This is a genomic window from Flavihumibacter sp., from assembly GCF_036676075.1.
GTDB lineage: Bacteria > Bacteroidota > Bacteroidia > Chitinophagales > Chitinophagaceae > Flavihumibacter.
The window spans coordinates 337,047-359,071 of sequence record NZ_JAKFDQ010000009.1; the positions used below are offsets into that span (position 1 = coordinate 337,047).

At 43.6% G+C, this 22,025-nt stretch carries 20 protein-coding genes and 1 other RNA gene; 10 read left to right on the forward strand and 11 right to left on the reverse strand.

What is annotated here, in order from left to right; all coding sequences use genetic code 11:
* The 4 genes from bioD to rnr are packed head-to-tail and all read left to right on the forward strand — an operon-like array spanning position 1 to position 4,316.
* Positions 1–633, forward strand: a complete 633-nt coding sequence (gene bioD / locus V6M43_RS10240) for a dethiobiotin synthase (RefSeq protein ID WP_332734915.1) — start codon at positions 1–3, stop codon at positions 631–633.
* Positions 630–1,202 carry a 5-formyltetrahydrofolate cyclo-ligase gene (locus tag V6M43_RS10245; protein ID WP_332734917.1) on the forward strand — a complete coding sequence of 191 codons (573 nt, stop codon included), beginning with the start codon at positions 630–632 and terminating at the stop codon, positions 1,200–1,202. Before bioD ends, V6M43_RS10245 begins: the two co-directional genes overlap by 4 nt.
* Entirely contained in the window at positions 1,192–2,268 is a 1,077-nt protein-coding gene (gene lpxK, locus V6M43_RS10250; RefSeq protein ID WP_332734919.1) for a tetraacyldisaccharide 4'-kinase, read from the forward strand. The genes V6M43_RS10245 and lpxK overlap by 11 nt, the downstream gene beginning before the upstream one ends.
* 11 nt (positions 2,269–2,279) lie before the next feature.
* A complete protein-coding gene (gene rnr / locus V6M43_RS10255) occupies positions 2,280–4,316 on the forward strand; it encodes a ribonuclease R (protein ID WP_332734921.1) in 2,037 nt (678 codons plus the stop codon).
* A gap of 10 nt (positions 4,317–4,326) precedes the next feature.
* Here the strand turns inward: rnr and V6M43_RS10260 are convergent, their stop codons facing one another.
* Positions 4,327–5,010, reverse strand: coding sequence for a DUF6544 family protein (locus V6M43_RS10260; RefSeq protein ID WP_332734923.1), 684 nt, complete (start codon positions 5,008–5,010; stop codon positions 4,327–4,329).
* 93 nt (positions 5,011–5,103) lie between these two features.
* On the opposite strand from V6M43_RS10260, the gene rluF reads away from it, so the two are divergent.
* Positions 5,104–6,174, forward strand: coding sequence for a 23S rRNA pseudouridine(2604) synthase RluF (gene rluF / locus V6M43_RS10265; protein WP_332734925.1), 1,071 nt, complete (start codon positions 5,104–5,106; stop codon positions 6,172–6,174).
* 3 nt (positions 6,175–6,177) lie between these two features.
* Here rluF and V6M43_RS10270 read toward each other — a convergent pair whose 3' ends face one another.
* The 7 genes from V6M43_RS10270 to V6M43_RS10300 all read right to left on the reverse strand — a co-directional run bounded on the left by V6M43_RS10270 (position 6,178) and on the right by V6M43_RS10300 (position 14,577).
* The gene (locus V6M43_RS10270; RefSeq protein WP_332734927.1) at positions 6,178–8,322 is read right to left on the reverse strand and encodes a DUF2207 domain-containing protein; all 2,145 of its coding nucleotides are present in this window, start codon (positions 8,320–8,322) and stop codon (positions 6,178–6,180) included.
* A gap of 3 nt (positions 8,323–8,325) precedes the next feature.
* On the reverse strand, positions 8,326–8,880 hold the full coding sequence (locus tag V6M43_RS10275) for a LemA family protein (RefSeq protein WP_332734929.1): 555 nt from the start codon (positions 8,878–8,880) through the stop codon (positions 8,326–8,328).
* Positions 8,881–8,902: 22 nt separating this feature from the next.
* Complete coding sequence (locus tag V6M43_RS10280) at positions 8,903–10,540, reverse strand: amidase (RefSeq protein WP_332734931.1); 1,638 nt, start codon at positions 10,538–10,540, stop codon at positions 8,903–8,905.
* 244 nt (positions 10,541–10,784) lie between these two features.
* Positions 10,785–11,132: an MmcQ/YjbR family DNA-binding protein gene (locus V6M43_RS10285; RefSeq protein WP_332734933.1), complete on the reverse strand. Its 348-nt coding sequence runs from the start codon at positions 11,130–11,132 to the stop codon at positions 10,785–10,787.
* 64 nt (positions 11,133–11,196) lie between these two features.
* On the reverse strand, positions 11,197–12,528 hold the full coding sequence (locus V6M43_RS10290; RefSeq protein ID WP_332734935.1) for a Gfo/Idh/MocA family protein: 1,332 nt from the start codon (positions 12,526–12,528) through the stop codon (positions 11,197–11,199).
* A 27-nt stretch (positions 12,529–12,555) separates the two neighbouring features.
* Positions 12,556–13,518, reverse strand: a complete 963-nt coding sequence (locus V6M43_RS10295) for a formylglycine-generating enzyme family protein (RefSeq protein WP_332734937.1) — start codon at positions 13,516–13,518, stop codon at positions 12,556–12,558.
* A gap of 48 nt (positions 13,519–13,566) precedes the next feature.
* Complete coding sequence (locus V6M43_RS10300; RefSeq protein ID WP_332734939.1) at positions 13,567–14,577, reverse strand: FAD:protein FMN transferase; 1,011 nt, start codon at positions 14,575–14,577, stop codon at positions 13,567–13,569.
* A 56-nt stretch (positions 14,578–14,633) separates the two neighbouring features.
* Here V6M43_RS10300 and V6M43_RS10305 point away from each other — a divergent pair, with 56 nt between their 5' ends.
* Complete coding sequence (locus tag V6M43_RS10305) at positions 14,634–15,575, forward strand: hydroxypyruvate isomerase family protein (RefSeq protein WP_332734942.1); 942 nt, start codon at positions 14,634–14,636, stop codon at positions 15,573–15,575.
* Here the strand turns inward: V6M43_RS10305 and V6M43_RS10310 are convergent.
* Positions 15,559–16,446, reverse strand: a complete 888-nt coding sequence (locus V6M43_RS10310; RefSeq protein ID WP_332734944.1) for a trypsin-like peptidase domain-containing protein — start codon at positions 16,444–16,446, stop codon at positions 15,559–15,561. The genes V6M43_RS10305 and V6M43_RS10310 overlap by 17 nt on opposite strands.
* A 54-nt stretch (positions 16,447–16,500) precedes the next feature.
* Here V6M43_RS10310 and V6M43_RS10315 point away from each other — a divergent pair, with 54 nt between their 5' ends.
* The 4 genes from V6M43_RS10315 (at position 16,501) to rnpB (ending at position 20,691) form a co-directional block, all read left to right on the forward strand.
* Entirely contained in the window at positions 16,501–17,466 is a 966-nt protein-coding gene (locus V6M43_RS10315; RefSeq protein WP_332734946.1) for a polyprenyl synthetase family protein, read from the forward strand.
* A gap of 71 nt (positions 17,467–17,537) precedes the next feature.
* Positions 17,538–19,217 (forward strand): amino acid permease, encoded by a 1,680-nt coding sequence (locus tag V6M43_RS10320; protein ID WP_332734948.1) that lies wholly within the window; start codon positions 17,538–17,540, stop codon positions 19,215–19,217.
* Between the two features lie 27 nt (positions 19,218–19,244).
* Positions 19,245–20,270: a Smr/MutS family protein gene (locus tag V6M43_RS10325; RefSeq protein WP_332734950.1), complete on the forward strand. Its 1,026-nt coding sequence runs from the start codon at positions 19,245–19,247 to the stop codon at positions 20,268–20,270.
* A gap of 19 nt (positions 20,271–20,289) precedes the next feature.
* An RNA gene (rnpB, locus tag V6M43_RS10330) (RNase P RNA component class A) lies at positions 20,290–20,691 on the forward strand.
* A gap of 44 nt (positions 20,692–20,735) precedes the next feature.
* Here rnpB and arfB read toward each other — a convergent pair.
* Positions 20,736–21,140 carry an alternative ribosome rescue aminoacyl-tRNA hydrolase ArfB gene (gene arfB, locus V6M43_RS10335; RefSeq protein ID WP_332734952.1) on the reverse strand — a complete coding sequence of 135 codons (405 nt, stop codon included), beginning with the start codon at positions 21,138–21,140 and terminating at the stop codon, positions 20,736–20,738.
* Positions 21,130–21,975 (reverse strand): CPBP family intramembrane glutamic endopeptidase, encoded by an 846-nt coding sequence (locus V6M43_RS10340; RefSeq protein WP_332734954.1) that lies wholly within the window; start codon positions 21,973–21,975, stop codon positions 21,130–21,132. Before V6M43_RS10340 ends, arfB begins: the two co-directional genes overlap by 11 nt.
* Positions 21,976–22,025: the final 50 nt, after the last annotated feature.

The window sequence follows — 22,025 nt, forward strand, 5'->3', positions numbered from 1 at the left end:
ATGCAGCAACCCATATTTATAACGGGTATCGGTACGGGCATTGGTAAAACAGTTGTTGCTGCTATCATCACCGAAGCTATTGGAGGGGATTACTGGAAGCCCGTTCAGGCAGGTATTGAAGGCGGAACAGACCGGGAATGGGTTTCGTCCAGAATAACCCAAGGCGATAATATCATACATCCAGAGGCATACCTTTTGCAAATGGCTGCATCACCGCATATTGCTGCCCGTGAGGAAAATATCAGGATTACCTGTGCAGGAATTTTAAAGCTGATGCCCCATACTCAGAGGCCACTTGTAATTGAGGGCGCAGGTGGTTTACTCGTGCCATTGAATGAAAATGAGTTCATGGCAGATCTCATTCAGCATATGAATGCAAGAGTAATACTGGTGAGCAGAAATTACCTGGGTAGCATTAATCATTCACTACTGGCCGCGGCATATTGCAAAAGCCACAACATTAATGTGATGGGATGGGTATTTAATGACCAGTACATGCAGTATGAACAGGAGATCGTTGACTGGAGTGGATTTCCCATCATTGGATCCATTCCATTTAATGAAGACTGCAACGCTGGTTTTATACGGGAGCAGGCAGCAATACTCCGTCCTGCATTAATGCAAAGAATATGACCAAGGAAGCATTAAGAAAATATTATTCGGAAAAGCGCTTATCCCTGAGCGCTAGTGAAAGGAATAAATTTGATGACCTGATCCTGATTTTGTTTCAGCAGCTCGAAATAGCTCCTCATGTTCAATCTGTTTTATCCTATTGGCCCCTGCCTGAACGGGGAGAAATAAATAGTTTCCTCTTTACGGATTTCCTCGAATTCAGAATTCCATCCCTTCAGCTCGCATATCCCGTTTGTGATTTTACTGATCATTCCATGGAGGCAATACTGGTAGAAGAGGGAAGCACATTCCGCAGGAACCGTTATGGTATCGCAGAACCTGTGGATGGCCGATATATTTCCCCAACCGAAATAGACCTGGTGCTGGTGCCTTTACTTGCCTTTGACACTAAGGGTTACAGGCTTGGCTATGGCAAAGGTTTTTATGACCGATTCCTTGAAAGATGCAGGAAAGATGTTATCCGTATCGGCTTTTCATATTTTGATGCTGAGCCGGCAATACCGGGTGTGGACCAATTTGATGTACCTTTAAATTACTGCCTAACACCTGATGCCATCTATGAATTTTAATTTTCCCTTGCTCAAACCGGTTAGGATCATTTTATTCCCTTTCTCACTGCTTTACCTGGCGGCTATAATTATCCGTAACTGGTTCTACGATAAAAATATCCTCCCTTCATCTTCTTTTGCACTGCCGATCATTTGCGTGGGTAATGTGGCAGCGGGAGGTACTGGAAAATCGCCGATGGTGGAATACCTGCTCCAAAAGCTTGGCACCCAATATAAACTTGCAACACTTAGCAGGGGTTATAAACGAAAGACCAAAGGATATGCACTGGCCAACCCTTCTTCAACTGCCCTTGAAATTGGGGATGAACCAATGCAGTTCTACCAGAAATTTCCCCAGGTGGCAGTTGCAGTAGGCGAGGAAAGGGTACTTGCTGTTCCTCAATTGCTGCATGACCGACCCGAAACCCAGGCAATTATTCTGGATGATGCTTTCCAGCACCGCGCTATTAAAGCCGGACTTAATATTGTGCTGACTGATTACAACAATTTATACACCCGCGACTGGTACCTGCCAACGGGTGACCTGAGGGATGAAAGACGTAGTGTGCAACGTGCAGATATTGTGGTGGTTACTAAATGTGCTGCTGATCTTGATGATTCAAAAGCGTTCGAGATCAAAAATGAACTTGCACTTCTGCCGCATCAGCAGTTGTTTTTTTCAACCATCCGTTATGGTCAACTTTATCATATTATTAATGGTAGTAATTACCAGATCACCAATGATGTTGAAGTGCTGTTGGTAACGGGTATTGCAAATCCCAAACCACTTAAACGCTTGCTTACTGATGTGGCGGGCACTTATGAACAACTGGTATTCACAGATCATCATATATTCACTATCGATGACCTGAACGAGATCAGGCGCAGGTTTGAAGAAATGGATACAGAGCATAAGATCATCCTGACTACAGAAAAAGATGCTGTAAGATTGAAAAAATTTGAACAGGAATTACAGGCATTGCCATTTTTTGTTATACCGATCGAGATGCGTTTTTTGTTTGATGATGATGCTCGCTTTACAGGTTTAATCGGTACATTTATTAAGCAATTTTCTGCAAGTGCCTAATAAAAAAAACGATGAGTAAAAAGAAGGATTCCAGAAAGAAATCACGTGGCGGTTCAGAAACTAAATCCACAGCAGCAAATGAATTTCGTGGACGGCTTGATATTACCAGGAGCGGTATGGGCTTTGTAATTGTGGACCAGCTCGAACAGGATATACTGATCAGGCCCAACGATTTCAATACAGCCATGCATGGTGATACAGTTCGCGTCAGGATTACGAAGTCAGCAGGAAGAAGCGCGCGTATGCAGGGAGTGGTTACCGAAGTGATCGACCGCAAACAGAATGTATTCATGGGGCGTATAGAAATAAGCAAATCTTTTGCTTTCTTCATTTCAGATAGCGATAAACCTATGCCGGATATCTATATACCGCTTGCTAACCTGAATGGGGCTGAAAATGGAAATAGGGTAATAGCTAAGATCGTTCAGTGGGAACTTAATAAGAAACCAACCGGTGAAGTAGTGGAAGTATTGGCGGAACAGGCAGAAAATGATCTGGCCATGAAAGAGATCATTATGGAGAATGGTTTCCCAATGGCATTCTCTGAAGATGTTCTTGAAGAAACTGCCCGCATTCCGGAATTGCTATCTGCCACGGAGATCAAGAAAAGGCGTGATTGCAGGGAAGTTCTCACATTCACCATTGACCCTGTGGATGCAAAGGATTTTGATGACGCCCTCTCTATCCGAAAACTTAAAAACGGCTATGAGATTGGTGTACATATTGCCGATGTGAGTTATTATGTTGAACCGGATACCGCGTTGGATAAGGAAGCCTATCAACGCGCAACTTCTGTATATCTTCCTGATCGTGTCAATCCCATGTTGCCAGAAAAAATTTCAAATGAACTATGTTCACTTAGGCCACATGAAGATAAATTCACCTTTTCGGCAATTTTCCAGTTATCGGGTAAGGGTGATGTAAAAGATTACTGGCTTGGTCGTACAATCATCCATTCCGATCATCGTTTCACCTATGAAGAAGTGCAGGAGATAATAGAAAGCGGTGATGGACTTTATAAAGAAGAAGTTTTATTGTTGAATAATTTTGCGCAACGATTCCGCAAGCAACGATTCAAGAAAGGTGCGATCAATTTCTCCTCTCAGGAAGTGCGGTTCAAACTGGATGAAAACCGCAAGCCTATTGGCATCATGGTGAAAGAAAGTAAAGAGGCACACCAGCTTATTGAGGAATTCATGTTACTGGCAAACAGGACGGTTGCGGAACATGTTACAAAGGCTGAGCAAAACAAGAAAGCTATCCCATTTGCCTACCGGGTACATGACCAACCGGATGAAGAAAAGCTTGTTCCTTTTGCTGCGTTCGCCCGCAAATTCGGACATAGTTTTGATACGAAATCACCTGAAAGAATTGCAGAATCTTTTAACCAGTTATTGAAAGAAGTACAGGGTCTGCCTCAGCAACATGTACTGGAACAATTGGGGATCCGCACCATGGCGAAAGCTATCTATACCACTAAGAATATCGGACACTATGGGCTGGGGTTTGAACACTATTGTCATTTTACTTCACCTATACGGAGGTATCCCGATGTTCTGGTTCACAGAGTATTGCAGGAGTTGCTGGATGGTAAGGTGCAGCCCGATAAAAAGATGGAAGAGAAATGCAAACATAGCAGTGAGCGCGAACGTGCTGCCATGGAAGCAGAACGCGCAGGTAACAAATATAAACAGGTAGAATACCTGCAGAATTTCCTGGGAGATGAATTTGATGCAGTCATCAGTGGCGTTTCTTCTTTTGGTTTCTGGGCTGAAACAGTAGAACATAAATGCGAAGGGCTTGTAAGCATTGCAAGTTTGTCTGAATACGATGATTTCCGACATGTGGAAACAGATTATATGCTTGCGGGCCGGCGAAGTGGTCGCACTTTCCGTATGGGCGACAAAATTCGCATAAGGGTAGTGGCGGCTAATCTTGATAAACGCCAGCTCGATTATGAATGGGTCATCACAACAGCATTAAAAGAAGATACAGGTTCTGGAGAACACCTCCAAAGGGTCGCAAAAAAGAGCAGGAAAAAGAAGTAGGATCTTTAAGTCAGGAAGGCAGAATTTGGTATGCTGTAACCTCTAATTCTAACCAGGTAAATGTTCCGCCCGCTAATTCCCAGGTGACTGTGGACTTAATGGGTATTCGGATTCCTCCCATTATTGAGTGTTCTGTATTTTTAATGATCCAGGGGTATTTCACTTGTTGTTTGCCTTCTTTTCTGAAGCGCATGGTGGTAAAACCAATGACATCACCAACATCGTTGACCTCAAATATTCCTTCACCTGATGTGCCGTTGTAATCCATCCGGGCAAGTTCATGGGTATCATCAATAGCATCCCATTTTATATATGGACTGTATGCAGCCCAGGGAAGCCATACGATCTCTGCCAGATAGCGCTGCATGGATCCTTCATCGATCTCTTTTCCGCTGGCATCTACAATGGGTATGATACCCGCTATTTTGATATTCATTCTTCCTTTCCCCCGGCTGAAACTATCCTCACCCCTTATTTTCAGGAATGGCAGCATGCTTATCACGGCATGCCAGGAAAATGCAGGTGGATCAATACTAAATTCCTGTTTGGCCTTAAACGACATCCAACGGCTTTGTGCAGGTGAGGTTTTCATTCTTCCTGCCTGGGTTAATTCTATTGTACCTGGTTTTACTATTACTTCAGCGCCGCAGTTTTGCAGCCAGCGCTGAATAGGAGGGGGAACTGATTCTGGCATCTGATAAAGATTAATCAATTCCGCGACAATTAGATTGAGCAGTATCAGCTGAAACATTGAATGGAATCACCCTGTTGAAGGTATCTTTGTGAAATGGACCAATCTATCAGTCTCAATAAGTTTATCAGTGATACAGGTTATTGTTCGCGCAGGGAAGCCGATGAACTGATCACAGCAGGAAGAGTATTAATCAATAATAAACCAGCCCGCCTGGGTAATCGCTATAAGCACGGCGACCAGGTTGAAGTAGATGGTAGCCTTATAACCATGGATAACAGGGAGAAACTGGTTTATATCGCTTTCAATAAACCACTCGGAATAACAACAACCACAGAGGAACATGTAAAAGGAAATATTATCAGTTATATCAATTTTCCCAAGAGGATCTTCCCGATCGGCAGGCTTGACAAAGATTCTGAGGGACTCATCTTTCTAACAAATGATGGAGATATAGTCAATAAACTCCTGCGGGCAGGCAATGCACATGAAAAAGAATATATTGTTCGGGTCAATAAGCCTATCACCCCCGGTTTTGCGGAAAAGATGGCAGCAGGTATTCCAATGCTTGGTACGGTTACACTTCCCTGTAAGGTTGTAGTTACCGGCAGGCAAAGTTTTCGGATCGTACTAACGCAGGGATTGAACCGTCAGATCAGGAGGATGTGTGAGTTCCTTGGCTATAATGTTGAGGGATTACAGCGGGTCCGGATCATGAATGTTCGCATCGATAAACTAGCCCCTGGCAAATGGCGTTATCTCAGTGATGCCGAAATCACACTACTAAAGGAGTCTGTTAAAGATTCCTCCGGCCAGGCAGTTAAGCATCCGAAGTTCAGGGAGCCCGCTACAAAATCAACAAGTTCTAAAAAGAAAGCCAGTTTTACCCGATCCGGCGAAAAGGAAGGAAGACCAGATAAAACGAAACGAACGAGCTCAGGAAAAAATGCAGGCACCAGCAGAAAATCATCTCCTGAAAGAAATTCCCTTGCTGAAAAGAAAGCAGATTTTCAAAAGAAAGCTAAAGCAGCCAAAAAGCTTTCTTCACCTGCGAAAACCGGCTCCAGCGCAAAACCATCTGCAACAAAAAAAACCAGCAGCAAAACTCCGATTACGGAGAAAAAACCAATGGGGAAATACAAGGCATTCCTTCAGAAAGGTAAATAGAGGCTACCATCCACCGCCTCCGCCTCCGCCACCGCCTCCGCCACTGGATCCTCCACCTCCCGAACCACCACTGCTACTACTCGGGGGAGTTGACGCAGATGAAATAGTACCCGTTAATCCCGATGATATGCTCTTGCTGAGATCGCCCATGGTGAAACTTCTGCCGAAACTACTTCCCGTATGAAAATAGGCAGGTTTGTATCCACTCGCTATGGCGTCCTGAAGCATCTTATCAAACTTGGATGCCCATTCATTCTCAACTTTTAATGCAATGGCATAAGGAAGGTATTTTTCAAAAAGATCCAGCGTTTTTTCGGGAGGTGTCAATTGATTATAAATATTTTGCTCAGCTTCTTTCAGGTAGATCCTGAATCCTTCTATATGATCTGTAATATTTCTACCTTCTTCGGTATATGCACTCATTATCCTGGAGAAAACAAGCTGCACAATTATCATCAATATGATCATTACTATACTGAAGTAAACAAGCGGCAAAGAAAAATAGGCAGTATTGAAAATAAAGGCAAGGATAATTGCCAGCACCAGGATAGCTGCACCCAACCATAAATAACCTTTGTTAAGAACAAACATGCCTTTGAAACTATTCTTTCTCCCCGAGCGGATCAGGAATCGATTTTTTAATGATTCTTCAAGTTTCGTGTTAAGTGTTTTGAGTTTGCTGTTATAAGTTCCTTTTGAAGCTGTTTCCCCATAAATGTCTTCAATATTAAATCCATATCGGTCAGCAGGCATATTTTGAGTTTCTTTTTCTCCCTTCAATTCAGGTTTATTGAACCGGTATTCTGTTACAGGAAATATCTTTCCTTTTTTATTAACATCAATTTCAAGTTCCCGGTGGACTGCAGCATCTACAAGGGTCGCAGCAAACAGGTGCGATCCGAATTGCTGTTCCAGTAAATATCCCGTATCTGCCGGAGTAAATGCAGGAGGAGGTTCAAACTGTGGGTAGATTGTGCCTTTAAGTGGATCGCGGCCCCTGCGCTTCCATGTTCTGTAATAAAACAAAAACAAACCACTGAGCAGTAATAATAACACCGGGATTATATAATTACTGATGATCAGGTCAATAAAATTATCTGCCTTGCCGGGGGGCAACAATACACCCTTTTTAATACTCGCAGCAACGGTGAGGCCTTCTCTTGATTCAAAGCGACGCTTACCCCAAAAATGAATAGACCTTTCATTCTCAAGCATACCAATGCATTCCTTTTCGGTGGCTCCCTGCACACCAGTATAACAGTTCCATTCAAAAATCCCGGACTGATCCGGAAAAAGAATACTGCATGATATGCTGTCTGCAGAAAAAACCCATCCATTGCCGTTTACGTTCCAATAAAATTCATCCTTGTCCGGATGGAAAATGAGCTGACGCTTTGTTTCATAATCAATACGGTAATCATATTTCCCTTCTGGCAGCAACAGGTCTTTGCGACCAATCATTATACGGCTGCCATTATACAATGCTTCGCTGATATATGGTTCCGGCGCACCATTTTTTTGTACAGCTTTCAGGTCAAAACCCGTTCGCGTCCAAAGGCCATTAAGTTTACGATAGCGTGTTGGAAAATCGCGCACAATGCCTCTTTTTATATCATCATTGACAGATTCACCGCTGCCATTTCCATTATATACACTTATGAATTCGCTGACTTTTACTGTTCCATCTTTTTCGATCCTGATTTCAGAATGAAATGAAAGGATACGGTCGCTGTTGTCCTTTTTAAAAAGAGGATAAAAGTTATCGGGGTATTCAAGCGCTCTTTCAACAGCTTCTGCTGCAGTCTTAAGATAGGTCTGTCTTGCTTTTTGGAAACCGCTGCTGCCTACGGAAGTATTTGTGTATTTATTATCAAGATTGGTGTAAGGGTTTTGTAATAGAGCCTGCAATAACTCAGAAAAGCGACTCCTTGATTTTGGATAATTAATCTTTATCTCTTCAGCAGTTAAGGCTCTTTGTGAGCCTATGATAATTGCCTTTTCCAGAATGATACTATCATAATCAGCCGGCTTGATAAACCTGCCTGATATTTCTGAAATGGCAAACTGTGAACGCGCGCAAACCGTTGTTGTCAAAAGCAATCCTACTAAAAGACTGCGTAGAAGATTATAATGAAATTGAGTTCTCATATATCACCTGAAACTGACCTTAGGTACTGCGGTGGCTGTGGGTTCTTCCTCAAAGAAAACCTCTTCTCTGAAACCGAATATTCCGGCAACTATATTTCCGGGGAATGTTGCAACAGACTGGTTGTAATTGCGAACGGTACCATTATAATATCTGCGGCTCTGGTTCAGTTTTGTTTCCATTTCTGTCAGATCATTCTGCAGGTTGATAAAATTCTGGCTGGCCTTGAGGTCAGGATACTGTTCCGCTAATGCAAAAAAATCTACCAGGGCCCTGTTCATGCCATTGGTTGCCTCGATCTGTTCTGCCGGCGTTCCTGCCTGCATACTTCTATTCCTCCATTTTACTACTTCTGTCAACGTGCTGCTTTCATGTAAAGAATAACCTTTAACGGTCTCCACAAGGTTGGGAATAAGATCATTTCTCTGTTGCAGGAATGTGCCTATGCCGCTCCATCCTTCCCTTACAAGTATCCGCAACCTGGTTAGCTTGTTATATAAGAAAACCAATAGCAGCATCATCAATACAATAACTATTATAATGATTGTTAGCGTAGACATATGATTATATTTCAGGTGTTGATTAAGAAAGAGGCTCTAATTGTGTTTTATATGTTGGCAGTTGCCTGTTTTTTGTTGCCTGTTCATAAGAATAGGCTATAGACAGGAGGGTAGGTTCAGAATAAGCCGCACCATAAAAGGAAATACCAACCGGCAGTCCATATACCATTCCGCAGGGTACAGTAATATGTGGATAGCCCGAGGATGCTGCAGGCGCGGTCAGGAATACATCGCCCCACCTGTCGCCATACCAGAGATCGATACTACATGCTGGACCCATTGTTAATCCTGAAATGGCATCAAGATTATGTTCCTTGAGTATCCCGTCTATGATGGCTTGCGATCCCTTATGTGATTTTTTTAATGCATCCTTATATTCTTTGGATTCCAGTGTGCCTAATGCTTCACATGCTTCCAGCGTTTCCTGTTTAAAATATGGCATGGCACGATCCTCATTGGCCTTGTTGAATTCGATAACTTCTTTTAGTGTTTTGATCTTTGTATTTGCGTTCGCGAGATATTTATTTAAGCCTGCTTTAAATTCGTATTTCAATACATTGTACTCATCATTGCCAAGGTCATTGATACGCTTTAGATAGCTCACCTCTATCACTTCAGCCCCCTTCGCAATCAGAACTTCTTTTGCCTTCGCGATCAGAGCATGCATATAATGGTTCTTTCCCGGAAATTCTTTCTCAATACCTATCCTTTTTCCTTTCAGCCCCTCTGCGTCAAGAAACTTGGTATAGTCCTCCAGTTTTTTCCCTTCACTGGTTCTTGTTATTTCATCTTTTTCATCAATACCTGTAAGTACGCCTAAAAGTATTGCTGTATCCCGCACTGTTCGGGCCATGGGACCTGGGGTATCCTGTGTGTGTGAAATAGGAATAATACCACTTCGGCTAAGCAAGCCTACTGTTGGCTTAAGTCCAACAATTCCGCTTACTGCAGCAGGGCAGGTGACTGATCCATCAGTTTCCGTTCCAATTGCCACCACGCAAAGATTTGCGGATGGCGCAACACCTGATCCTGAGCTTGATCCACAAGGGTTATGAGTAAGAAGATATGGACTCTTTGTTTGTCCACCCCGGCTGCTCCAGCCCGAACAGGAACTGGTGGATCTGAAATTGGCCCATTCAGAAAGGTTTGTTTTACCTAGTATAACGGCACCGGCCAGTCGCAGTTGCTTTACTATAAATGCATCTTCCTTTGCAATATGTCCTTCCAATGCTAATGACCCGGCAGTAGTCTGCATTTTATCTGCCGTATCTATATTATCCTTGATCAAAACAGGAATACCATGGAGGCTGCTCCTGATTTTGCCAGCTTTTCTTTCATTATCCATTTCAGCTGCTATTGAAATGGCATCAGGATTTAATTCGATCACTGAATTCAATTTCGGGCCCCCCTTGTCAATTTGCTGGATCCTGTCAAGGTACAACTGCGTGATGGATACCGAGGTCATGCTGCCTTCCTTCATCTTCTGCTGTAATTCATCGATCGTTGTTTCCATTAATGGGAAGCTATCTTCAGGTGCTGTTTGGCCTGCCTTAGCAGAATCGACCCCGGATTGTCTATTTTCCTTACAGGATCCAAATGATAGGGTGGTAATGGTTAATCCGGCAAGTGATCCATTCCAAAGGAAATTGCGTCTGTTCATTATGGTAAGTTGGTATTATATTTAATTGAATATAAGAAATCAATCTGCACTGTGTTCATTATGGGGAATTGTTCGAGCATGATTTTCCACATTCTGGTAAAAAATTCCGCGAAATCCTTAGCATTTGCACATCCTGACCGAGGGTAACCCCTCTGGCCCGGAGTTTGAATTATAAGTGTAGGTTTTTCATAGGATATTGGATTATAAAACGGGCTGTATTTCTATACTGGCCCCTTTTTTTTGCCTATACCCCAAGTGACTTGCGGGCTTTTACCGGCAATTTATCCAACACCAGCTTGTATGACTGGTTAATGAAGAATCGCCATTCCTTTGCCGAAAGTTTACTAATATCCGTTACTTCAATCCAATGATATCTTCCCAGATGTGATGCGATTTTAAAACCATCTCTGTCGAGCAACTCTTCAAATGATTCTTCAGGCACTTTAAAAGTTGCGTTTACCGGTACCTCATCAGGTGATGTGATCAGGAACATTTTACCCCCCACATTAAAACATAAATGCGTTTCCCATTTTATGTCTTCTGTAACAGCAGGCAGTAAAAGGCATATCTCACGAATCAGGTCTATTGTCATCGGTCTCTATTAAAAATGCCCCGCAGCTTTCACTACGGGGCATTGTTCAAGATAGTTATTTATATCAAATGTATTTTGTTTTACCAGGAACCGCGATAGGATAGAATCCATCTGCATCTGGCAATACCGGTGGTGCTGCATCCCAGGCGAATGCTTTGGGCATAATATCAAGACCACTATTTAGTGCCTTGTCCATATCAATGATCTGACCACTATATGTTGCCATTCTTCCAAGTATGGATGTCATTGTACTATAAGCCCCGTTTTCAGCATCTTCAAATTTGTACTGACCCTTGGCAATTGCAGCAAATAATTCATCATGTTCGGTCTGGTAAGGATTATTCTCTGTTTTTGAATCAAACTTATACAAGGTCTTTCCTTTGCTGTCGGCAATCATACCTGCACCGCAATGTATTTTACCTTTTGTTCCGATAAGCAATTCATCTACCCGGCTCATAGTGCCCGGAATATGACGACACTGGCTATTCAGTATGGTACCATCAGCATAGGTGAATTCTACAAAGTGATGATCAAATATCTCACCATGATCCTTTCCTTTACGGACTTGTCTTCCACCCATTCCCTGGGCTTTAACAGGGTAGGCTCCCTTAAACCAGTTTACTACATCAAGGTTATGGATATGCTGTTCAGTGATATGATCACCACATAGCCAGTTAAAGTAATACCAGTTGCGCATCTGGTATTCCATTTCTGTTTGTCCAGCTTTACGTCCCCGTACCCATACACCATCATTGTTCCACCATGCCTGGGCGGAAGTAATATCACCTATCTGGTCCTTACGTTTGAAAAGTTCGCGGTAAGAATTCTGGTAATGTCTCTGTAGACCTACAACCACATTCAGTTTTTTCTGCTTCGCCACAGCAGCTGCCTTTAATACACGCTGAACACCAGCAGGATCAACGGCAACAGGTTTTTCCATGAAAACATGTTTTCCCTGCCTGATAGCTTCTTCAAAATGAATGGGACGGAAACCGGGAGGAGTGCAAAGTATTACTACATCAGCAAGTGGAATGGCTTTAAGGTATCCATCGAATCCTGTGAATTTTCTTTCTTCCGGAACATCAATCTTTGCCAGGATGGCTGCATTATCAGCAAGTTCTTCCCCAATGCTTTTATAACAATTATCGATATTGTCGCGGAAAGCGTCGGCCATCGCCACCAGCTTAACATTCTGCTTCGAAAGAAGCGCCTGGATAGCAGCGCCGGTTCCTCTTCCGCCACATCCTACCAATACCACTTTAATAGTATCATCACTACCGGAAAAGAAATTGGCATGTGACATCAGTGGGGCTGCAATAATTCCACCTGTCAGGAGGCTGGATTGTTTTACAAATTCCCGGCGGGAATTTGAACGGTTTTTGGCATCGTTAGACATCTTGCTTGTTGTTTATGGTGATCTAAGTTAATGTTGAAGGTATTCATCAAAAAATGCATTTGCCGCAGATGGCGATGGTTGTTCCAACGGTCGGATAATCCGGAAGCCAATAAAGCTGCCTTCGGTAAGCCACCAGGGACTTTTTGGTATCTGCGGATCACGGCGGTTCCAGGCTGCAATTGATTTTATTCTGTTAGCTGATCTAAGCTCCGTTGCTTCACTGTTGTAGCCTCCACCTTTTAATGTTTTGGGATAACGCGAAGCATTAAATGTTGTTTTAGGGTCTTTGACTTTATCAGTAAGTGCTTCCTGCGGATCAGGATAATAATGGTCAAGGGTCCATTCGGCAACATTTCCTATCATATCATAGAGCCCCCATGCATTCGGTTTCTTTGTTCCCGATTTATGGAATTTATTCTGGCTGTTGGCGGTATACCAGGCGTACTGGTCAAGCTCTTTTTCGTCGGATCCAAAAAAGTAACGTTCATTGCTCCCAGCACGACAGGCATATTCCCATTCTGCCTCTGTAGGCAGGCGGTAAAATATTCCTGTTTTATTATAGAGCCAGCGGCAATACATAAGGGCAGATTGCTGGCTCATACTGTTTACAGGATAGCCTCCTTCTTTCCCCATTCCCAAACTAAAATCTATATACTGCGGACTTGGCCTTGTTATAGCATCCACATCAGAATTCTGGCTGATGGATTCATCTTTATAAAAAACATCAAAGGCATCGCGACTAACTTCCATTGATGCCATCCAAAATGGAGATATACTTACTTGCCGCCTTGGTGCTTCATCTGTTTCATGCCCTTTCTCCGTGGCATCAGATCCCATCTTGAAGGATCCACCCGCAATAGGCACCATGGTAAAACTTATTGAACTACCCGGAATGAGTTGCTGGTAGGTACGGAAAGAATCAACGGGATTCTGGGCGGCAGCAGTGAGCGTAATTAGGGAGCCGCCAATAAATAACAAAAGGTCTTTCAAAATCTTGCTTGTTTAAAAAAACCAATTTAGTTCATTTTCCTTAAGTGTTCATTTAACAGTTGTCCAGAATGACGCAAAACCCCTGCTCAATCGTTTGCGTATTTTTTCCTTTTTGTTTTCGGTAATGATGAATTCTGCATTTTGCTGCCTCGCGAGTTTCCTTGCAGCAGAAAAGGAGAGTTGGCTGAATGCTTTGGTAAGCCAGTCGGCTTTTATTCCATCGTCTGCAATAACTGTTACCGTTCTGCCTGAAGTGAGACCATAGCCGGTGTGTGGATCAAGTACATGTGAATATTTTTTTCCTTCATGTATCATAAATTGAAAAGCGTTTCCAGAAGTAGTAACAGATTTTCCCGATACACTGATGGTGCGCTCCAGTATTTTATCCCGGCTTTCTGGTACAGCCAGGGCAAGGGTCCAGCCATTTTTATCGGGGGGACTACCCGAAGTAACAATATCTCCACTCACATTCACCAGCGCAGAGCTTATTCCCCTGGCGCGCAGGTTGTCGATCACTTTCTGCGCAATATATCCCTGGGCAATTCCTCCCAGGTCAAGCAGCATACCTTTCTGGGTAAGCCATACCGATCTGGTTGCTTTATCCAGCTTTATTTTTTTGTAACCGCTTACTGCAAGGGCCTGTTGTACCTCGTTTTCTGATGGCCAGCTCTTCTCTTTTCTGGCCCTGCGCCAAAGGCGGGTGAGAGCACCAAGTGTAATATCAAAACTCCCCTTGCTTTTTCGGGATGCATCTACTGAAATTTCAAGAATCTCAAAGAGGGCAGGGGAGGCAATAAAAGCTTCTTCCCGCCCTGCTCCCGCACACAAACGATTCAGTTCGCTGCTGTCAATATAATCGCTGAAAATATAAACCAGTGAATCCACCAGTTTATATGCATCATCAGCAGCCTGGTTGGCAATAGAGCTGTCAGTTGAATACAAAATGATATTAAAGGGAGATCCCATTTTGCTGGCAGAATAGCTAAACTTTTTCGGCTGCGCTTCCAGGTTATAAAAGGATATTAACAATCCTGCGTTCAAAATTATCTTAAGGAGCAATATTTTATTTTTATTGGATTGGATTCCGGTAAATTTAAGACTCAAATTCAATTGCCATGCAAAGAAGGGATTTTGTTCATCAGTCATTACTTGCCGGTGGCGCACTGTTCACATCAACTGTGGCAGAAGCGGCAAAAGGAAAAACAGACACAAGTAATTTTTCCGAAAAGCCTTTTAACCTCGATTATGCTTTCCACGACGGGATGTTCAAAAACCATGGCGGTGATGATTTTATTGAACAGATCAAATTTGCCCACAGTGTGGGGTTCCGTTCCATTGAAGACAATGGTATGATGGGTCGCTCAGTAGAACAACAAAAGAAGATCGGTGAAACCCTCGCGAAACTTGGTATGCGCATGGGCGTATTTGTTATCACTTCTCAAAACTGGCATTGGAAAACCTCCCTCACATCAGGGAAGCAGGAATTTATTGACCTCATGATCAAAGATTGCAAGGAAGCAGTTGAAGTGGCTAAACGCTGTGGTGCTAAATGGATGACGGTTGTTCCTGGAAATTATGAGAGAAGCCTTTCTCATGAATACCAGACCGTCAATGTGATAAATGCGCTTAGAAAAGCATCTGACATACTTGAACCTCACGGACTGGTGATGGTGCTGGAAGCGCTGAGTGATAACCCCGATCTATTCCTTCGCCATACTGATCAGACCTATATGATATGCCAGGCAGTGGGAAGCCCATCCTGCAAGTTTCTTTTTGATATGTACCATATGCAGCGTAACGAAGGAAACATTATAGCAAATATTGATAAAACCTGGTCGGAAACACCTTATTTCCAGATTGGTGACAATCCCGGCCGTAATGAACCGGGCACGGGTGAAATGAATTATCGTAACATTTTCAGGCATATCCATTCAAAGGGATATAAGGGTATTCTTGGCATGGAGCATGGCAATGCCGGTAAGGGTAAAGAGGGTGAACTCGCCCTCATAAAAGCCTACCGTGATGCAGATAATTTCCTGGCTAATCCCCCTCGGTAAAAGGAATATTATGCTGGTTAAGGAAATCTTTGATGATTGCCACATGTACACATAATCCTACATGCAGGAAGGGATGATTTGATACCTGCGTTTTATGTCCCCCATCAATGATCTCCTTACCATTAAGATCAAAGCCAAGGTGAAGATGCTTGGTTGCGAACTGCATTCCGTAAATAATTCCATCCCGGTCAAAAAGAGGACCCCCACTTTGTCCCCTCAACCCGGGTGTACTCAGCTCTATGCCGGTATGACCTCCCTGGGGTTCACCCAAAAAGCGGGTTACAATCCCATCGATAGGAAAGATGGGTGAATTTTGCTTTCCCTCAGTTGTCCACTCAATATTATCTGTTTCAGTATTGTGTTTGAAATTATTGAACTCGGGGAAAGGGAAACCAAGCCGGCAAAGGTATTTGCCTTGTTTTATGCCGGTATTGTTGCGCTTGAAAATAGCATGACCACTATAGAATGTTTTCTCAAATCCTTTGAATTCAAGAATGGCAAGATCCTGCGTGGCATGCATATGTATATCGATCTTGGCGATCTTGTCAAAGCTGTTCCGGAAATTGGTTTTCAACTGAACCATGGTTTCCTTGGAATACTTGTACTTATTATCAAGGTTTTTTAGGAATTGCGGGTATTTATTATCTTTTGCGAGCCGGTTTCTCTCTGATTTATATTCGTTATAGGCATTGTTGATCTTATCTGCGGAAATGATCATATTGGCAACATGCTTACAGGTAATAGCGGCTCCCTTGTCATTTACAAAAAAGAAAGTGGATGCCCCCGGAACGATCATGCCGTTATGATACCTGGCGATTGTATGCAGTGGCCTGGTGAACTTTGATACATTTTCGATGGCGGTTTCGAACATGGGGCTTCAATTAGATGGTAATATACTATTTTAGCCCTTCGCAATAATACCTCTATGCACTCCTTTGAAGAATTATCAAAAGATTTTATAGCCCGTTTCCAGCAATCCCATTTCCCGGAACATCCTGCCTCCTTATATGGTGCGGCAGATTATTTCCTGGGACTGGGTGGAAAAAGGATCCGCCCGGTTTGCTGTCTGATGGGCAATGAACTTTTCGATGAGATAAACCCCAATACATGGCATGTAGCCAATGCAATTGAGCTATTCCATAATTTCACACTCATCCACGATGATATTATGGATAAGGCACCCCTGCGAAGGGGCATGGAGACTGTTCACTATAAATATGGTGAGCCCACGGCATTACTTGCGGGGGATGTGATGTTGGTTGTTTCTTACGAATATCTGAACAAGATCCGCTCTGAACAGATCCATAGAATCGTCCAGTTATTCAACCGCACTGCCAGGCAGGTATGTGAAGGGCAGCAGCTTGATATGGATTTTGAAAAGGCTGAAAAGGTTTCCCTCGATGCCTATATTAATATGATAGAACTAAAGACTTCCGTTCTCCTTGCCGCCAGCCTGAAATTAGGGGCCTTACTCGGAGGAGCAGGAGAGGGCAACCTCCATCATATATATGAATTTGGCCGGAATCTGGGAATAGCTTTCCAGGTGCAGGACGATTTCCTGGATGCCTTCGGTGACCCCGCCAAGTTTGGAAAACAAATAGGTGGTGATATCCTCGCCAACAAAAAAACATTCCTGTTGATCAGGGCGATGGAAACGGCCAGTGAAAGCCAGCTTGCCGAACTGCGATCACTCGCCGATTCAAATCCTCCTGATAAAGTGGAGAAAGTGTTATCCATTTTCCGGAGTTGTGGAGTAGATGTTTGGGCAAGGGAGTTACAGGACAAATATCTCAACGCAGCCCTGAAACACCTTGATGATATAGCGGTATTGAGTAAGCGCAAAGTACCTCTGCAGCAACTGGCTCAATTCCTGGTTCAACGCGATTACTGAACAAAAAAACCGTTCTTTCCCGCTCTTACCTGATTCAATAATTACATATCTTGGCCAACTAAACCAACTGCATGCCGACTTCTTTATTCAGAAAAAAATCCATAGATAAGATCATACGCGACCACGAGCAGGGACTATCCGATGGTCATGAGTCAGGAATGAAAAAAGTACTGAATGTTCGCGACCTCACCATGATGGGCATCGCTGCAGTTATTGGCGCGGGCATTTTTTCTACCATAGGATCAGCCGCTTTCAATGGCGGACCGGGTGTAATATTTCTTTTTCTTATCACCGCAGTTACCTGTGGATTTACCGCACTCTGCTATGCTGAATTTGCTTCGCGTGTTCCGGTTTCCGGTAGCGCTTATACCTATTCGTATGTAACCTTTGGAGAACTGGTCGCATGGATTCTCGGCTGGGCGCTTATTCTCGAATACAGTATCGGTAATATTGTTGTTGCCATTAGCTGGAGTTCTTATTTCAATAATATTCTGCATAATGTGCTGGGCATCGATCTTCCGGCATACCTCACAACAGGTTACCAAACAGCAAAGTCGGCCTACCAGGCCGCATTGGCTGCAGGTGAACCAACAGATGCCATGGTATATGCAACTGCCCCAAAAATCATGGGTATACCTTTTGTAGTGAACCTGCCTGCCTTCCTTATTGTGATCCTGGTGACCATGCTGGCCTATATAGGTATTAAGGAAAGTAAGAATACAGCAAATTTCATGGTTGGATTGAAGATCGTGGTTCTCTTACTGATTGCCGCCGTTGGTTTGTGGATCATTTTTTCGGAAGATACAACCAGTAACTGGAGCCCATTCCTACCCAATGGTATGACAGGCGTTCTTAAAGGGGTATCTGCCGTTTTCTTTGCCTATATAGGGTTCGACGCTATTTCAACAACAGCAGAAGAATGTTCCAATCCTCAGCGCGATATGCCCCGGGGGATGATTTACTCCCTTGTTATTTGTACCATCATCTATGTAATCACCACACTTGTAATTACAGGTATGGTCAACTACAAAGAATTTGAAGGGGTTACTGATCCGCTCGCATTTGTTTTTGACAAGATCAATATGCAGAAGATCGGAACCTTCGTTTCCATTAGCGCCGTTATAGCTGCAACCAGTGTTATGCTTGTTTTCCAGATCGGGCAGCCAAGGATATGGATGAGTATGAGTCGCGACGGACTCATGCCCAAATCATTTTCAAAGATCCATCCCCGTTACCAGACTCCATGGTTTGCAACAATCATAACCGGCCTTGTAGTGGGTATACCGGTATTGTTCGCGGATGATAAACTGATGACCGACCTTACCAGCATAGGAACGCTGTTTGCTTTTGTATTGGTTTGTGGTGGTGTTTTGCTGCTACCCCGCATTGCCAATAAACCCGGGAAGTTTAACCTTCCTTACATTAATGCAAAATTCATAATACCAGTTATAGTAATTGCTTTTACCTGGCTCTGGCGCCATCGTATAGCCGAAGCGGTTAGTAATATCGGCGATGAAGGATACCAGGAGATTTTATTCCTTGTTTTCATGTTCACATCGTGGCTGATGGCAATATTTTCTTTTCTACGAAATTATTCGCTGATCCCTGTATTGGGCATGCTATGTTGTATGTACCTCATGATTGAGATCCCTGCAAAGAGCTGGTTGGTATTCTTTATCTGGATGGCTGTGGGCCTCGCTTTCTACTTCCTTTACGGCTACCGGAAGAGTAAGCTGGCAACTAATCCATAAACCATTCGCGGGCCTTATCTTTGCTACATGAAATTTGAAGTTGGAGATAAGGTGGTGGTACGTCTTACCAATGAGGATGGGGAAGTGGTGGAAATAATAAATGAGAAGATGGTGATGGTGGATGTTCGGGGTGTTAAATTCCCGGCATATACTGACCAGCTTGATTTCCCCTATTTCAAACAATTTTCTAAACAGAAGCTGGTAAAGGAAAAGCCAAAGCCCAAGACCTTTATAGACCAGGTACCAAAAGAGAAGATCGTTCAGAAACCTCGCCGCGATCCTAACGGGGTCTGGATCACCTTTATTCCGAAATTTGAAGCGGATGAATTTGGTGACGAAGTGGTGTCAGATCTTAAGATCCACCTTCATAACCAGAATGATGCAGGGTACAGTTTTACCTATCAGCTGAAGTATTTTGGCGATACAGATTTTGAATTGCGCAATGAGATTCTTGCATTCCAGGATTTCTATTTGCATGACATTCCTTTTGCAGATCTTAATGATAGTCCTTCTTACCATTTCGAATTTTCTTTACTTAGTCCCGATAAGAAAAAGGCTCCCTTTTTTGAGGCTTCCCTGAAGTTGAAACCGAAGCAGGTTTTCATGAAGATCCAGGAGATACAGCAGAAAGGTGAACCCACATTTTCCTACCAGCTTTTCAAAGATTACCCCGCGCGGGTGGAGGAGGAAAAAATGGAGTTGGGTAAACTGGCTGCTGCAGGTTATAAGATCTATGAAGCCTCCCAGGCGCGCCAGCATCTTCCTCCTGCGCGTACAGTAGTGGACCTTCATATGGAGAAGCTCTCCGATAACTGGAAAGGCATGAGCAATTTCGAAATCTTACAAATGCAGATGCAGGAGTTTGAAAAATACTTTGATCTTGCACTGGCGCACTACCAGCCCATGCTAACCATCATCCATGGGGTTGGAAGTGGACGGCTTCGCGATGAGATCCATGATATGCTTCGCCACCGTAGCCAGGTAAAATATTTCGTGAACCAATACCATCCCAACTATGGGTATGGGGCTACTGAGATCCACTTTCAGTACTGAGTTCTTCTTATCTTTACAGGCTTCTCACCGCGCTGCCGCGGTACATGTTTCATGTAACGAGGAAAGTCCGGACAGCATAGGGCAATACACCGGCTAACGGCCGGGGGGCGGGCAACCGTTCACAGAAAGTGCCACAGAAAATAACTGCCTGTTTCGCTTCGGCGAAACCGGTGAGGGTGAAAACGTAGGGTAAGAGCCTACGGTAGCCGGCAGTAATGCCGGTTGGGGGTAAACCTTGTATGCTGAAATGCCATGTAAACCGGTGGCTGAGGGCGGCTCGCCCGATGGTTCCGAAAGGACCAACGCCGGAGGGTAGGCAGATAGATCGCAATAGTAATGTTGCGGCCAGATAAATGGTGGCGGCTTGCTCGGGGTAAAACCCGGGCAGGAACAGAATCCGGCTTACAGGTGAGAAGTTTATTAAAACGACCCAGGGGTCGTTTTTTTTATTTCACCGGCTCCCAACTAATCACCAAGGCCTGGTCTCCTTCTGGATTGCTTGATCTGCGACTTCTGCTTCTTGTGTTCAATTCTTTTTTCTTTGGATCCGGCACTCGGCTTTGTTGCTATCCTGCTTTTCTTCTTACGAAAAGCCTCTTTAATTAATTCATTCATCTTGATGATGACGATCGCCTTATTACCCAGTTGTGTTCTGTCGGCCTGTGATCGCACCTGCAAAAAACCTTCTCCATTGATACGGGCCCTCAATTTCTGGTGGAGCAATAATTTTTGCTCAGCAGTAAAGAAGGTGGATCCATCTATATGCCAACGCCCCTCTACCATGGTTTCCACCTTGTTTACATTCTGTCCGCCACTGCCGCCACTTCTTGCAGTACGAAATATTATCTCGCTGCTTATATCAATATTCATGATGACGCAAAGTTATGGCAACCGTGGCGGCAATTTCCATCATCCATGCCAGTCCAAGATGGATAAGTATACCACCCCAGATGCTGTGGGAATAACAGGCAATTATGCCAAGGATCATTCCCCCGAAATAGGAAGAAATGCATTCCAGCAACGGTTTTCCAAAATGTATGGAACAATAAAAAACTGCCATAGGAAGTATGGCTGCAGGGCCCACATAACGGCTAAATAAAACAACCAGGAATCCCCTGAAAAAAATTTCAATAGTAAAGAAATCGCTCCCATAAGAAATTTCATATAGTAACTTTTGCCACCACGATGGCCCGGCTGGTGCAAGAAAGGAAATGTTTCTAAGTTTTGGATATGTATTCAGGAAATCGGATTGCGTTGCAGCAAATGCAACAAGTGGGACCATCAATGCGAGTAACAAAACATAGGCCCCCCATGAGGGAATTGAATCACTTAATCCATGTGCGTTCAGGAACCCGCTCCCTTTATTTGCAGATGGGGGAAGAAAACTATAAATGATAAATAATAAACTAACTGTGATCAATAATCGGAGCGGCCAGTCAGCTATGATCGATAGGTACCACCCCTTATGACCCGGATGCCATCCCTGTATCAATTCTTTCCATCCTCCGGCAGTTACCTTGATGGCAAAAACAGCCGGAGCCAATAATATTAGAATGATTATTACAGTGGAATTATTTACAGGCACTGCCAATAAATAGTAAAGCAGGTAAGGGATGGCAAATGCCGTCAGGTAAAGTAAATAATAACCAATGAACTTAGTGGGTCGATTGGGAAGATTGTGCAACCACTTGGGTTCTATGCCCAATCGATAATTTAAAACGATTAACAGGGCCGCAAATAGCGTACAACATAAAA